Origin of the sequence: Pseudoalteromonas sp. CO109Y (assembly GCF_004208935.1) — a bacterium.
GTDB lineage: Bacteria > Pseudomonadota > Gammaproteobacteria > Enterobacterales > Alteromonadaceae > Pseudoalteromonas > Pseudoalteromonas shioyasakiensis.
On the sequence record NZ_SGPD01000042.1, the window covers coordinates 64411 to 78017 of the forward strand.

Consider the following 13607-nt stretch of genomic DNA (forward strand, 5'->3'; position numbering starts at 1 on the left):
GTTTAAGTTAGCAAAAGAAAAAAATAATGATATGTTTTTACGTCAGTATTCGCTCTTTAAGCGATAAATCACCGAATAAAAAAGGAACAACAAAAAACGCCATACTGGGTATGGCGTTTGGCTTACTCAATCTAAAAATTATTTAAAATGTCGAGGCATCAATTACATAACGATAGCGCGCTTTTTTCTCCACCACGCTTTGCCATGCATTATTGATTTCAGAGGCTTTGATTAACTGGGTTGCTGGCAGAATATTATTCTTAGCACAGTAATCAACAACTTCTTGCGTTTCTTGCATATCACCAATTAACGAAGCATTAAAGTTTACCCGGCTTGCAGCCAATGCTAATGCATTCATATTTAATGAAAACTCTTCTGGCATACCCACTTGGGTATACGTGCCGAATGGTTTTACTAATGATGCATATTTAGCAATATCATATTTCACTGGCAAGGTATTAATTAAATAATCAAGCTGCGACTTATGTTCGTTGTAAGCGTCTTCACCGTCAACAACAACCACTTTAGCGCCAAAGGCTTTAATATCAGCTACTTTATCTTTAGAGCTTGTGAATGCATAAACATCAGCACCTTGCGACACAGCCAATTTAACAGCTAAGTGCCCAAGCCCACCAATACCAACAACACCTACTTTATCGCCTTTTTTCAAGTTAAATTTAAGCAACGGAGAATACGTTGTAATGCCGGCACATAATAAAGGAGCAGCATGCTCTAAACTAATGTTTTCAGGAATATGCACTGCAAAATGATCGCGAACAACAATGTTATTCGAGTAACCACCTTGTGTGATACCCGTCGGTGAGCGTTCATCAGGGTAGCCATAAGTGAATTTTGTTTCTGGGCAATATTGCTCGCCTTGATCTTTACAGCTATTACAGTCAAGACAGCTATCAACCATACAGCCTACACCAGCACGGTCGCCCACTTTAAACTTAGTCACATTCTTACCGACCGCAGTTACGATACCTGCAATTTCATGACCTGGTACTTGAGGGTATTGCTGTGCGCCCCAATGCCCTTTCATCTGATGAATATCTGAGTGGCAAATACTGGCGAATTTAATTTCGATTAAAATATCGTTATCGCCTACTGGGCGTCTTTCGAACTCCCATGGTTTTAGTAAGCCTGAATTATCAAAAGCCGCATAGCCACGAGATTTTATATTGCCATTTGCAAGCTGCTCAGATGATGCTGCAAATGAAGGCGCCGCAAAGCCACCTAATAACAGGCCTGCACCTAAAGCTGAACTCGTTTTAATAAAATTACGACGTGATAAGTCTTGCGTTTCATGTTTGTCACACATTTCAATGTACCTTATGCTAAATAATCTTCATCTGAAACAGCTTCGAACCAGTCAACAGGTTTACCATCGAGTGCTTCTTGAACTGCTACATGCTTCATTGCACTATCAGCAGTCGCACCATGCCAGTGACGCTTTCCGCAGTTACACCAAATTAAATCACCTGGATTGATGACTGTTTTCTCACCACCCTCGCACTGTGTCCAACCTTGACCTTCTGTAACTAATAAAACTTGGCCGAGTGGATGAGAATGCCAATTTGTACGAGCTCCTTTTGAAAACTCCACCACAGCAACACCAACGCGAGCAGGTGCTGGTGCATTAAATAAAGTACTGATTTGCACTTTACCTGTGAAACATTCTGCTGGCCCTGCGATTGGATCTTGAGAACCTGACTTAATTACTTGCATATCGCTTGTTTGCGCTGAATCACTCATATGTTTCTCCTTGGGTTGCTTAGTTTTTGGTCTACTATTTCAGTCTAAAGCATCGCGAAAAACCATAAATGCCTGAAGCTCGCGCTTTCTTGCCTATTTGTGTAAAAAAAGTTTTTAAAGCCTTTAAACCTTTTTTATCAGCACCTGCGACTAAGCTAATAACACCACACATATGAAAGGGAAGAACCATGTTAAGTACAGTAAAAACACTCTCACTAATTGCCGCAGGCTTATTATCAGCACAAACATTTGCTTGGGGTGATATGCCACTACAAGAAACAAAAAACCTAACGCTAGATGCAGCCTCATTAAGCGCTTTAAAAGTAGAAGCGGGCTCTGGTTTTTTACACATTACTGGTAGTGACAGTGATGAAGTAACCGTTAAAGCCGAGATTTATCAAGAAAAGCCTCATGATGAATATTGCTTAAACCTTGAAGCCAAAGGCAATAACGCAGCACTTAGTGCAGGCCAGTGCGATTACCACACCAATAAGCAAACTCGCATTGATTTAACCGTTGCGATCCCTCGCTCATTTAATGTTGATGTACACGATGGCTCTGGTGAAATTATCATTAGCAAAGTTGCGAATACTGTGATCAACGATGGTTCTGGTTCAATTACCGCAAATGACATTACAGGCACATTAGAAATCAATGATGGTTCGGGTAGCATAGAGGCACGTAATATCAGCCGTGATATTAAAATTCATGACGGCTCAGGTAATATTGATGTTGCCAACGCACAGGGCAATATTGAAGTACACGATGGCTCTGGTGGTATCGACTTAAATGATATTTCGGGTGATGTTGTCGTTTCAGATGGCTCAGGCAGCATTCGCGTTGATACTGCAGCAAACTTTGAGTTACTTAGTGATGGCTCTGGCTCAGTAAAAGTAACCAACATTGCAGGCAAAACCAAGATGTAAGCTTACGCTTTTATAGTTTTTAGCAACTAAAATGCCTTCCTTTGCGAAGGCATTTTAAATTGTAATAGCTAATCTTTATTAGCATTTTTACAAGGGCTTAGGTATCCTTTAGGAAACGTTTAAGGAACTGCTATTTAAAAGGATAGCCTGATATGAAAAAGCCACTCGCCGCCTTACTAACTGGCCTTGTTTTAACAGGTTGTACAGGACTAACAACTGAACAACAAACGGCCATTGATAACTTAACCCCTTGCGAGAAAATTAACGCCCTATTAGGTGCTTACGACAACCGCTTTGAAGGCTTAAAACGTAGCCGTGTAAATACTAAATACATGGAAACATGGACAGCGAAATACAACCTTATTGCCGATAACTGTCAAATCACGGCGCTTGATAAAGACAATGTTACCTACCGCTGTGTAGGCAATTACGAGCAACAGCAACAGGCTGTCGCCGATCACACCCGTGCGGTTAATTTTACCCAAGCGTGTTTAGCGGGTAATAATTGGCATCAAACACAAAAAGAGTCAGCTGAATCGTTACGTACCACGTTTGTGCTTGACGAAAACAACCCTGTTATCTCAATTCATTCGGGTAAAACCCTATCACGCAAACAGCCTTGGTCTACCACTCTTGAAATTGGTAAGCCAATTGAAGGCAAGTAATACACTAATGAAGGCTACATTAGCCTTCACATCACTATGACAAAATCAAAAAAACCAACCAGCCAATTTAAAACAGATTGCATCGGTCAATGTCATCGCCTAAATGGCTATTGCACTGGCTGTGGTCGCAGTAATGATGAGATTTTTGATTGGATCATTTTATCCGAGCAAGAAAAGCAATCTATTTTAAATACTCCTCGCCCTGACATAAAAGCGAAATAGTTCTGACACCCAAGCGTCATTAAAGCTTGTTAGCCTGATTCAAACTGACCATCAGGTAACGATAATGACCGCTATTTTTGTAATTAACTTAGCAAGCTCTACTGAACGATTAAACCGTGTTAGCCATGAGCTAAATGCACAAAATTTGGCATTTGAACGCCTTGATGCAATTGATGGTAGAGAGCTGTCTGATACAGAGATAACCAAGCACTATAGTGCTGATTTAAACCTAAAAAAATTCCATAAGCCCTTGAGTAAAGGTGAGATTGGCTGTTACCTGAGTCACAGAAAAGCATGGCAAACCATTGTCGATAGGCAATTAGATTACGCCATTATTTTAGAAGATGACTTTCTGCTCGACCGCTCTATTCACAGTGCAATTGAAAACATTAGTACATTAAAACAGCCTTGGCAGCTAATAAAATTGGCCGCTTATAAAGACCGAAGTCGGGAAATTGCCTTTACAAAACCCCTTGCTGATGAGCAACACTTAGTCATTCATAAAAAGCTTATGTCTGGCTGCTGTGCAACGGCTGTTAGTTTTGAAGGTGCAAAAGCGCTGTTAAAAGCCACTGCCGAATTTGGCCGCCCCGTTGACTGCGATTTACAGCATGTGTGGGAAACCGGTGTTTATGGATACTCTTTGCTGCCCTACCCGGTATCACAACCCGATAATGCACAAAGTGATATTCGGGATAGATCAACCAAAGTTAAAAAGTCATTTTGGCGACGTAAAAAACAGCAACTTCACAGTGCACTACTAAACACAAAGTACACAAAGCAGTTTGTAAAAGCGCAGCAAGTACCAAACAAAAAAAAAGGAGCCGCAGCTCCTCTCTTACCAATAAAAAATCATTAACGATTTATTTTGCTTAGCTGTTATTTAGCTTGATTTGGGTGGTCAACACCCATCCATGCTTTAAACAATGCCATTTGAGCTGGTGTTGCATCTTTTAATGCTTTGACCTTTTTCTCTTTATCAAAGTCTTCGCTAAGTGTTAGCGTTGTGCTTTGTAATGCATCGCGTCTAATGAAATCAACAGTCACTGTGTCGCCTGCTTTAAACGTTTCGAGGCTGGCTGTTAAATCTTTACCAACATGCTTTTTGTTAAACGCCACGATTTTGTCATCAGTCGTTAAGCCCGCTTGCCATGCAGCGCCACCACGGCGAACATGAGTTAGGGTTAATAACTCACCGCTGTTTTTTGCAAACGAATCAATACTAGGTACTGATTTTGCGCCTTCAGGGCGAATTAAACCTAAGCCTACTTTTGCAAGTAGCTCATCAAAGTCGATAGCAGCTGGCTCATCCACATTCGTTTGCCACCAAGCGCTGTAATCACGACCTGTTAGCTCTTTTAAAATTGCTTTAACATCATCTGGCGTAAAACCATCTGGTAAACGATGCTTGTTGTAAAGCGCGCGGTGAACGTCGCGGTAACTGATTTTGCCATCGCTGTTTTCTAGCAAATCAATATCAAGTGCCATTGAAATCAATGAACCTTCTAAATAGATATTGGTGCTGTAGTTGCGAGCGTGGTCGCCGCCTTGGTTGATCCACTTATCAAAGCTTGTTTCAGTTGCGCTTTGTACTTCGCGACCCGGTGTTTGTAAGTGACGATTAACGGTTTTCGTTAACGTACCGAAGAACTCATCAGTTGTTTCAATGCCCGCGCGCACCATTAAGTGATCTTCAAAGTAGCTGGTTGAGCCCTCTGCAATCCATAATGTTTTTGCGTAGTTAATATTGGTGTAGTCATACGGCGCAATACCTTTAGGACGGTATGCTTTTACGTTCCAAGTATGAATAAATTCGTGAGCTGCGGTGCTGATAAACGCAAGGTAATCTTTACGAGAACCAAAACGGTCACGTGGGCGCTGGATAATTGTTGAGTTTAAATGCTCTGTTGCACCGCCTGCACCTGACGTAGCATGTACCATAAATACATAACGCTCATACGGGTAGTTATCCCAAATTACGTTGCCCGTTGTCACTAGCTTTTTAAGGTCAATTAGCATTTGATCTACATCGTAGTTGCCTTCACCCCAAATAACGAGTTCGTATTCACGACCATCAACAGTGAACTTGTGTAGCTCATTGATACCCGTTTCGATTGGTGAATCAACTAAAATGTCGTAATCAGCGGCTTTAAAGCTGTGTTTAGAACCCGCATTTTCCATTCCCGATACTGAGCGCCATTCTTTTGGTACATTTAGCTCAACTTTAACTGGGTCTTGGCGGAATGATTCGCTGAACATGAAAAAGCCAGATGCATCAATGAAGGCATGACTGTCATCAATATGACGAGCACGTTTACCTAGCTCGTTAGCGTACACTTGGTAATCTACATTGACTTGAGTAGGTTCGTTTAGGTGAACACGCCAAGTGCTGTGGTCAATTTTTTCCCACTTTAATGCCTTACCATCATCATCTTTTGCTTCGAAAAAGCGCACACCATTGGCAAGATTTAAAATTTCGTAACGGCCAGTACGCCAAGCTGGAAGTTTAATATCTAAATGCGCTTGCGCTGTTTGCGGAAACTCAACACTTACATTACCTAAATGGTGCTCAGGCTGAGTGATAGACAGTGAGTAGTTCACATCTGCAAACGCACTGCTAGAACAGGCCGCCAAAATAGACATTGCCAAAAACTTTTTCATAACAACTCTTTTTATTACTATCAAAATTGCGAAACAGCCTAACAATTGCGAGAAAAAATGTGAATTAAAAACCGATAAACAGCCATTGCAACAAGTTTGATAGACAAAATAGCTAAGTTTTTGACTTGGAACCTACATTTCGTATTAATTTGTTGTAAACTTAGCGTATAGCAATTTGAATTTTTGATGGCGGTATTACTAGGTGCAGCAACAGCATGATGTTCTTAATAAAAAGCTAAAGCAAGCGATCGACGCTCGAACAGTGGTCGAAGATGCGCGCAAACATCAAGTTGAAGTTCTTTCTCAGTTTGCAGCGAAACTATCGCTAAGCTGTAAAGGACTAGACATTGAACTAGACAATCGTTTAGCGAAATTTAGAAATGCCCTTAAAAAAGGGGTTAAATTCGAATTACTCACCCCCTTTATCGATGATGTGCTTGGCCTGTTAAAACAACAAGAAACTAAGCAAATGGCACTGCAACGTGAGCTAAATGAAAGCGTCACTGACGCTGGCAAGCAACTGCAAAAAGTACGAGGCTTGCCTGAAGATGCTCGTCGCTCGCTACGTTACTTACTCGATCACGAATTAAATAATATTCAGTCTAATCATGACTTTGTGCCACTACTTTCAAAGCTGATTTTAATTTATCATCAAGCCTTACAAGCCAAGCTTGCAACAACAAATACAGCTGAGGCGCAAATAAGACCAGAGCTTGCCACACAGCTGCTTTCTCTTGCCAATGACTTAGTGCTCGAAGATGAAAGTGCCGAGCAAATTAAGACTATCAAAAGTAAAATAACCCATAATGATAGTGTTGACGATCTGCTTGATTCTGCACTGAATATTATCAGCATCGTTACGCGCAATATGAGCAAAGAGCGCCAATCAGCGCAAAGCTTTTTGATCTCATTAAATCAAACAATCGAAGATTTACATCATTCCATTGTTTCTACCAGCAAGCATTCAGAATCTCTGAGCGCTGAATACGACACGCTTAACAAGCAAATCGAAAGCAAAATTAAAAACCTGCATACGCAAACACAGCAAGCGACGTCTATTTCTTCGCTTAAAGAGCTTGTAGAAGAAGAATTAAAATCATTAAGTGATGATTTAATTGCGAAAGAAAAGCTAGAACAAACCGAACGCGAAAACTTACTAGCCAGCTTTAACGATATTAATAGCCGCATTAGTCATTTAGAAACCAAGCTTTCGACCTATAAGCAGCGCCTAAATGAACAGCGCTTTAAAAGCTTACTCGATGGCCTAACTAAGTTGCCAAACCGTGCGGCGTTTGATGAACGCTTTAATCATGAATTTAACTTATTTAATGTGCAAGAATCAGACATTACCTTTGTAGTGATTGATGTAGACCACTTTAAATCAATCAATGACCAATATGGCCACAGTGCTGGTGATAAAACACTGCAAGTAATTGCTAAAGCATTACAAAAATCAATTCGTAAATCAGACTTTATTGCCCGTTACGGCGGCGAAGAGTTTGTGTTACTAATGAGTGGAATGTCGATTGAAAATGCCACTGTGCCGCTTGAAAAAATGCGCAAAACAATTCAAGGCATTCCGTTTAAATTTAAAAATAAGCAAGTAGAAATCACCATTTCTCTTGGTGCAACCCAGTTGAAAAAAGGTGATACCCCGCTGATTGCCTTTGACCGTGCAGATGAAGCACTATACAAAGCCAAGAACGAGGGACGAAATAAAGTTTGCATTAGCAAATAAAGGCCTCATCTAGTATGTGAGGTCTTTGACACACAATGATAAAGGCTCATAGACGAGCCGGGAGAGTGCTTATGTTAAAACAACTGAATCCTACAGGTGTACTGGATTTACTATCGCAACTAGAAGTTGATCTACTCGAACAATCATCCACCAGCGAGCGCTATAAATTATTTAGGAACTGTGTGCTCGCTGTTCTCAATGTGGGCAGCCACACCGATTCAAGCTTAGAAATTTACAATAAATACGAAGACTTTGATATTCGCTTATTAAGCCGCGAACGCGGGATTAAGATCGAACTTGAAAACCCACCCGAATCCGCCTTTGTTGATGGCGAAATCATTACCGGTATTCATGAACATATCTTCTCGGTTATTCGCGATATTCTGTTTATTTGTCAAAAATACGAAAAAGATTTAACAGAGCAAAAAGCCATTACTCATATGGTATTCGATATGCTGCGAAACGCAGGCGCATTGAGAGTAAATAGTGACCCGAGCATGATAGTTTGTTGGGGCGGCCACTCTATTAATGAAGTGGAATACAAATACACCAAGCAAGTTGGTTATGAGCTAGGCCTTCGTGGCTTAAATATTTGTACTGGCTGTGGCCCTGGTGCAATGAAAGGCCCGATGAAAGGCGCAACCATTGGCCATGCCAAGCAACGTATTACTAATAATCGTTACTTAGGTTTAACCGAGCCAAGTATTATTGCCGCTGAGCCACCTAACCCGATTGTAAATGAGCTGGTGATTTTGCCTGATATCGAAAAGCGTTTAGAGGCTTTTATTCGTACAGCCCATGGCATTATTATCTTCCCAGGTGGGGCGGGTACCGCAGAAGAGCTGTTATACCTTTTAGGTATTTTGCTACACCCAGATAACGAAAAACAATGTTTACCAGTGATCCTTACTGGCCCTAAAGAAAGTGAAAACTACTTTATTGAGCTGTGTAAATTCGTTGAGAAAACACTCGGTAAAGCGGCGCTAGATAAGTTTGAAGTGATCATCGATGATCCAGAGCGAGTTGGTAAAACGCTTAAAGCGAAGATGGCTGAAGTACGCGAATACCGTAAAAGCCAAGGTGATGCTTACTACTTTAACTGGACGCTAAAAATCGATCATGATTTCCAACAGCCGTTTGCACCAACACATGCTAATATGTCGGGCTTAGATTTACATTTAGATCAACCAACTCAGCAACTCGCAGCTAATTTACGCCGTGCGTTTTCAGGCATTGTAGCTGGTAATGTTAAAGACGAAGGCTTACAAGCCATCAAACAACATGGCCGATTTGTGCTAAGTGGTGAACCTGCGCTTATGGCTGATATGGACAAACTACTGGCAGCATTTGTTGAGCAAGGCCGAATGAAATTGCCTGGCAGTAAGTATATTCCTTGCTATGAGATAAAAGCCTAACAGGAGCCTATGTGACAACCCAATTACTTTTAATAGATGCGCTAAATCTTATTAGGCGCATCTATGCTGTTGATAGTAATCAGAGTCATCACAGTGAAGAGCATATGATAAAAGCAAGCTGTGCCCGAGTGGCACATGCTTGTAAAAAGTTACGCCAGCAAACGAATGCGACTCACGCGATTGCCGTGTTTGATGGTGAAAGAAGTTGGCGTTATCACTACTTTGAGGCCTACAAAAGCACTCGTTCACCAATGCCTGACACCCTCAAGCAAAACTTATCACGCTTTAAACAAGCAATTGAAGACACTGGCATTGTGGTGTTTTCACCTGATAATGATGAAGCCGACGATATAATTGCTACTCTTGCTTACAAGGCCGCAACTAATAATGTGCCTTCTACCATCGTTTCTACCGATAAAGGGTTTTTGCCGTTTTTATCTGAGCAAATTACAATTTTTGATTACTTTAAAAAACAGTATATTGAGCTTGAAGATATCAAGCAGCGCTTTGGTGTACCAAAGCATCGGCTTGCTGATTTTTGGGCATTAGCAGGTGATAAAACCAATGATATTCCGGGCGTTAAAGGGATAGGTAATAAGTCGGCGCAGCAATTAATCAACGATTATGAGTCGATAGAAGCGGCCATGAACGATGATGAGCTAAACCCGACTCTAAAACGTAAGCTGAGTTCAGAAATGGACATGTTCGTAATATCAAAAAATCTTGTTATGCTGCGTACCGATATTAACTTAGGCTTTAGTTTAAAGCAGTTAAGGCTCAATTAGTCGCAATCTCGTAGCACAGTTTGCCAACTGAGCGTATACTGAAAATTCGCGTTAGTTTTATAGAGTTACACATGTTCAAAAAGGTTTTCCAATATCTGGTACTTGGGTTAGGTGTTTATGCACTGATAGCAACCCTAGTGATCACTTTTTATAAAGATGATCCGCAAGCCATGATCTGGCAAGACCGCGAAGCTTTTAATAAACGCTATATCGCAAAACTATCGATTGATAAGCCTGAAAACCTGAATGCGGTGCTTGATTATTTAGGTAGCCCCGATCTAACCTATGCTAAACGAGTCGAAGACAATGTTTGGCAGATTATTTTTTACCGCACTCAGCATGTTAAATCTGATGGCATAACCACCATCGATGAGTGCACAGGCCTACTATTTAAAAATGGTCAGCTGGTATTATGGGGGCCAAGTGCCTATGAAAGCTATCAACAAGAAACTTAACCGCTTATGATGGAAAACGTGACGCCACGGGAATTGGCACGCTTATTTGATAGTACACACCAGCTACTTAAGCTTTATCATCAAAAGCAAAAATGGTCACAAATTTTCCCTTTGTTAAGTAATCTAGCTGAGCGTTATTACCTGCTGTATCAAGCCTGCCCAAAAGGTATGCAAGCACAACTAAGCTTGTATGTACCGAACCATGGTTACACCACAAACTTAGTTGTAAACCAATGTGTTGTCGCTTGCATTTTGTGCCGCAGCCTTAACTACAACCAAGCCATTAGCGAACAAATTATTAGTTGCTGTTTAGCCAATTACCTTTGCGTTCAATCCCAAAGTAATAAGTTAGCGGCAGGACAGACCCTGACGGCTCAAGATAAAAAGCTTTGGCAGTGTCGCCATCAATTAGCAGCAAAATTACTAAAAGACTCAGGCCCACATACGCTTTCTATTCAGCATTTATTAGCGCGATTAAATAAATATAAACAAGCCCTATTAAGCGCGCCAAAAATTATGATTTACGATGGCGCAACAACCTTAGTTGCTTTGGCTAATATTATTGCCATGAATACGACTTACCGCGAGTCAGGTGGTCACATTAGTGTGCACAAAGCCTTAGCTGATATTTATTTACGCACCCCTAATGAATTTGCCCAAAATGCTATAAAAGCACTGATTGCGCATATTGGCCCATACATTCCGGCCAGTGAAGTAAAGTACGCCGAACAAGTACTTATTTATTTAGCCACAGATGAACATGGCCGCCATATATTGGTTGATGCCAGCCGCCCTGAAAAAATTCGTTGGCATCGCTTTAAAGCAAGCTTAACTATTTTTGACAAACAAAGGCATTGTAAAGACTCTCGTTTGCTATACACAGTTTGGTTTAGTGAAAACATTAACTTTGCTGAGCCACAGCCAATAAATCAGCAGCGTAGACAGCAGTATTTAGAGCTAATTAGCACGTTAAAAGTATCGCAGGAATATAGCTATCGTGGCTTAAATAAGCTTTTAAGCCCCTACCCTGAATTGATAACCCAGCTTACCGTTGCTTCTAAACCCTACAATAAAGAGCAGCAAAGAGCTAAAGACTTGCGCCATTGTTTGTCTATGGTCGGATACGATAACGCCCCTGCTATTATCCAAAAAGTATTATTTCAACGCTTGGTTGCAACCACATCACACCCGCTTTTTCAGCATATATCTAAGCGCCTTGAGAATATGGTGCGCATTATTCAGGCGCTATTTAAGCACAACGATTCAATTCAATTTGAGCAAGTTACTTTGCCCTTATATGCCTATGTTCTTTATCTTTGCGAACATCAAGCAACCTGTATTTCTCGTAAAACTGTATTTGAGCAGGCCGAAGAGCAAGTAATAAGTCCACCGCTTGCCTGTTTGTTTGGGGTTAGTCACTTAAATCAAGAGCCACTAACGGCGTATTTAAATCAACTGATTGGCGATAACAGTTGGACACAGCATTTACTTGGTAGTGAGCAACATAAAAAGCAAACACTCGATATCAATGAAAAACATTGGGTCGCGATTAAGCTATTTACTTATTATGTTTTTCAACCCAAAGCGCTATTTAGTAGTTGGCAAGAACAGATTATTTTCGACAGCTTATCGGCTGCTGGTTGGCAATCAAAAGCAGATTTTTATGCATATCTGAAAAACTGTGAATTTGCAGACAATTTTTAGATTGTGTTGTTAAAAAGTGCGAAAACGTTAAATAAATATGAACTTTAGTCTGTTTATAGTCAGTATTCACAGGATAAACTGGCAAAAAGCTGAATAAATTGCTATAAAAGCCGCTTAAATTTTCAAACACATCCACGTAAACCCTCTAACAAGTAAATCGCATGCTATTTCGCGATAAGTTTACGTGTTTATCTACTCATAAATAGGAAAAGTAAATGGCTAAACAAACCATCACAGTGATCAAAGGCGACGGCATTGGTCCTAGCATTATTGATTCAGCACTTGAGATCCTTAAAGCTGCAGGTTGCGATTTTGATTATGAATTCGTTGATGCTGGCCTTGCTGCCCTAGAAAAAACTGGTGAGTTACTTCCGCAAGAAACAATCGACACAATCGCGCGTAACAAGATCACTTTAAAAGGTCCTTTAACGACGCCAGTTGGTGAAGGTTTTACCTCAATCAACGTAACTTTACGTAAAAAGTTTGGCCTTTACGCTAACGTTCGCCCTGTTAAATCATTCGCAGGTACACAAGCTCGTTACGACGACATCGATATCATCACTATTCGTGAAAATACACAAGGCATGTACTCAGGTCTTGGCCAAGTGGTTTCTGAAGATGGTAACGAAGCAGAAGCAATGTCAAAAATCACCCGTGAAGGTGCAGAAAAAATCGTTACTTTTGCATACGAACTAGCGGTACGTGAAGGCCGTAAAAAAGTAACTGCTGTACACAAAGCTAACATCCTTAAATCAACATCTGGTTTATTCCTAAAAGTTGCACGTGAAGTAGCTGAGCGTTACCCACAAATCGAATCAACAGAAATGATTGTTGATGCAACTTGTATGAAACTAGTTATGACTCCTGATGAGTTTGATGTAATTGTTACTACAAACTTATTCGGTGACATCCTATCTGACCTATGTGCTGGTCTTGTTGGTGGTTTAGGTATGGCTCCTGGCGCAAACATCAGTGAAGATGCAGCAATCTTCGAAGCTGTACACGGTAGCGCACCAGACATCGCAGGCAAAAACCTTGCAAACCCAACGTCAGTGATCTTAGCATCTATCCAAATGCTAGAGCACCTAGGTATGGGCGACACTGCAGAGCGCATCCGCAGCGCAGTTGCTGATGTTATCAAATCAGGCGACCGTACAACTCGCGACCTAGGCGGCAGCCACGGTACTACAGACTTCACTCAAGCTGTAATTGAGCGTCTATAAGAGAATACTTGTTTAAGGCTTATGACAAGCTAATAACCCTTAAACACCTCCTTCC

At 41.0% G+C, this 13607-nt stretch carries 13 protein-coding genes; 10 read left to right on the forward strand and 3 right to left on the reverse strand.

Translation table 11 applies throughout. The annotated features are described in order from the left end of the window. Positions 1 to 142: 142 nt before the first annotated feature. Both EXT43_RS18075 and EXT43_RS18080 read right to left on the reverse strand, forming a co-directional pair. Positions 143 to 1324 (reverse strand): NAD(P)-dependent alcohol dehydrogenase, encoded by a 1182-nt coding sequence (locus EXT43_RS18075; RefSeq protein WP_054563894.1) that lies wholly within the window; start codon positions 1322 to 1324, stop codon positions 143 to 145. A gap of 11 nt (positions 1325 to 1335) precedes the next feature. Then, the gene (locus EXT43_RS18080; RefSeq protein WP_054563895.1) at positions 1336 to 1758 is read right to left on the reverse strand and encodes a cupin domain-containing protein; all 423 of its coding nucleotides are present in this window, start codon (positions 1756 to 1758) and stop codon (positions 1336 to 1338) included. Between the two features lie 188 nt (positions 1759 to 1946). Between EXT43_RS18080 and EXT43_RS18085 the strand changes: the two genes are divergently transcribed. The 4 genes from EXT43_RS18085 to EXT43_RS18100 all read left to right on the forward strand — a co-directional run bounded on the left by EXT43_RS18085 (position 1947) and on the right by EXT43_RS18100 (position 4430). Next, the gene (locus tag EXT43_RS18085) at positions 1947 to 2684 is read left to right on the forward strand and encodes a DUF4097 family beta strand repeat protein (RefSeq protein ID WP_062565662.1); all 738 of its coding nucleotides are present in this window, start codon (positions 1947 to 1949) and stop codon (positions 2682 to 2684) included. A gap of 152 nt (positions 2685 to 2836) precedes the next feature. Continuing rightward, entirely contained in the window at positions 2837 to 3349 is a 513-nt protein-coding gene (locus tag EXT43_RS18090) for a hypothetical protein (RefSeq protein ID WP_055021702.1), read from the forward strand. A gap of 36 nt (positions 3350 to 3385) precedes the next feature. Next, positions 3386 to 3571 (forward strand): DUF1289 domain-containing protein, encoded by a 186-nt coding sequence (locus tag EXT43_RS18095; protein ID WP_062565663.1) that lies wholly within the window; start codon positions 3386 to 3388, stop codon positions 3569 to 3571. 64 nt (positions 3572 to 3635) lie between these two features. Continuing rightward, positions 3636 to 4430: a glycosyltransferase family 25 protein gene (locus EXT43_RS18100; RefSeq protein ID WP_062565664.1), complete on the forward strand. Its 795-nt coding sequence runs from the start codon at positions 3636 to 3638 to the stop codon at positions 4428 to 4430. Positions 4431 to 4450: 20 nt separating this feature from the next. Here EXT43_RS18100 and EXT43_RS18105 read toward each other — a convergent pair whose 3' ends face one another. Further along, positions 4451 to 6232: a PDZ domain-containing protein gene (locus tag EXT43_RS18105; protein WP_062565665.1), complete on the reverse strand. Its 1782-nt coding sequence runs from the start codon at positions 6230 to 6232 to the stop codon at positions 4451 to 4453. A 202-nt stretch (positions 6233 to 6434) separates the two neighbouring features. Between EXT43_RS18105 and EXT43_RS18110 the strand changes: the two genes are divergently transcribed. From EXT43_RS18110 to EXT43_RS18135, 6 genes are all read left to right on the forward strand, one after another. Next, the gene (locus EXT43_RS18110) at positions 6435 to 7970 is read left to right on the forward strand and encodes a GGDEF domain-containing protein (RefSeq protein WP_062565666.1); all 1536 of its coding nucleotides are present in this window, start codon (positions 6435 to 6437) and stop codon (positions 7968 to 7970) included. 71 nt (positions 7971 to 8041) lie between these two features. Further along, positions 8042 to 9385, forward strand: coding sequence for a nucleotide 5'-monophosphate nucleosidase PpnN (gene ppnN, locus EXT43_RS18115; RefSeq protein WP_062565667.1), 1344 nt, complete (start codon positions 8042 to 8044; stop codon positions 9383 to 9385). An 11-nt stretch (positions 9386 to 9396) separates the two neighbouring features. Continuing rightward, a complete protein-coding gene (gene xni, locus EXT43_RS18120; protein WP_062565668.1) occupies positions 9397 to 10170 on the forward strand; it encodes a flap endonuclease Xni in 774 nt (257 codons plus the stop codon). A 71-nt stretch (positions 10171 to 10241) separates the two neighbouring features. Beyond that, positions 10242 to 10625: a DUF3192 domain-containing protein gene (locus EXT43_RS18125; protein WP_054563904.1), complete on the forward strand. Its 384-nt coding sequence runs from the start codon at positions 10242 to 10244 to the stop codon at positions 10623 to 10625. Between the two features lie 6 nt (positions 10626 to 10631). Further along, positions 10632 to 12329 (forward strand): hypothetical protein, encoded by a 1698-nt coding sequence (locus EXT43_RS18130; protein WP_138519533.1) that lies wholly within the window; start codon positions 10632 to 10634, stop codon positions 12327 to 12329. Positions 12330 to 12544: 215 nt separating this feature from the next. Continuing rightward, entirely contained in the window at positions 12545 to 13552 is a 1008-nt protein-coding gene (locus EXT43_RS18135; RefSeq protein WP_054563906.1) for an isocitrate dehydrogenase, read from the forward strand. The last annotated feature ends 55 nt before the right edge of the window (positions 13553 to 13607 follow it).

Bases quoted from the DNA above. Each gene is read 5' to 3' on its own strand.
- EXT43_RS18130 (WP_138519533.1), top strand. From the start codon at position 10,632: ATGATGGAAAACGTGACGCCACGGGAATTGGCACGCTTATTTGATAGT.
- EXT43_RS18100 (WP_062565664.1), top strand. From the start codon at position 3,636: ATGACCGCTATTTTTGTAATTAACTTAGCAAGCTCTACTGAACGATTA.
- EXT43_RS18135 (WP_054563906.1), top strand. From the start codon at position 12,545: ATGGCTAAACAAACCATCACAGTGATCAAAGGCGACGGCATTGGTCCT.
- EXT43_RS18090 (WP_055021702.1), top strand. From the start codon at position 2,837: ATGAAAAAGCCACTCGCCGCCTTACTAACTGGCCTTGTTTTAACAGGT.
- EXT43_RS18075 (WP_054563894.1), bottom strand. From the start codon at position 1,324: ATGTGTGACAAACATGAAACGCAAGACTTATCACGTCGTAATTTTATT.
- ppnN (WP_062565667.1), top strand. From the start codon at position 8,042: ATGTTAAAACAACTGAATCCTACAGGTGTACTGGATTTACTATCGCAA.
- EXT43_RS18080 (WP_054563895.1), bottom strand. From the start codon at position 1,758: ATGAGTGATTCAGCGCAAACAAGCGATATGCAAGTAATTAAGTCAGGT.
- EXT43_RS18105 (WP_062565665.1), bottom strand. From the start codon at position 6,232: ATGAAAAAGTTTTTGGCAATGTCTATTTTGGCGGCCTGTTCTAGCAGT.
- EXT43_RS18125 (WP_054563904.1), top strand. From the start codon at position 10,242: ATGTTCAAAAAGGTTTTCCAATATCTGGTACTTGGGTTAGGTGTTTAT.
- EXT43_RS18085 (WP_062565662.1), top strand. From the start codon at position 1,947: ATGTTAAGTACAGTAAAAACACTCTCACTAATTGCCGCAGGCTTATTA.
- EXT43_RS18095 (WP_062565663.1), top strand. From the start codon at position 3,386: ATGACAAAATCAAAAAAACCAACCAGCCAATTTAAAACAGATTGCATC.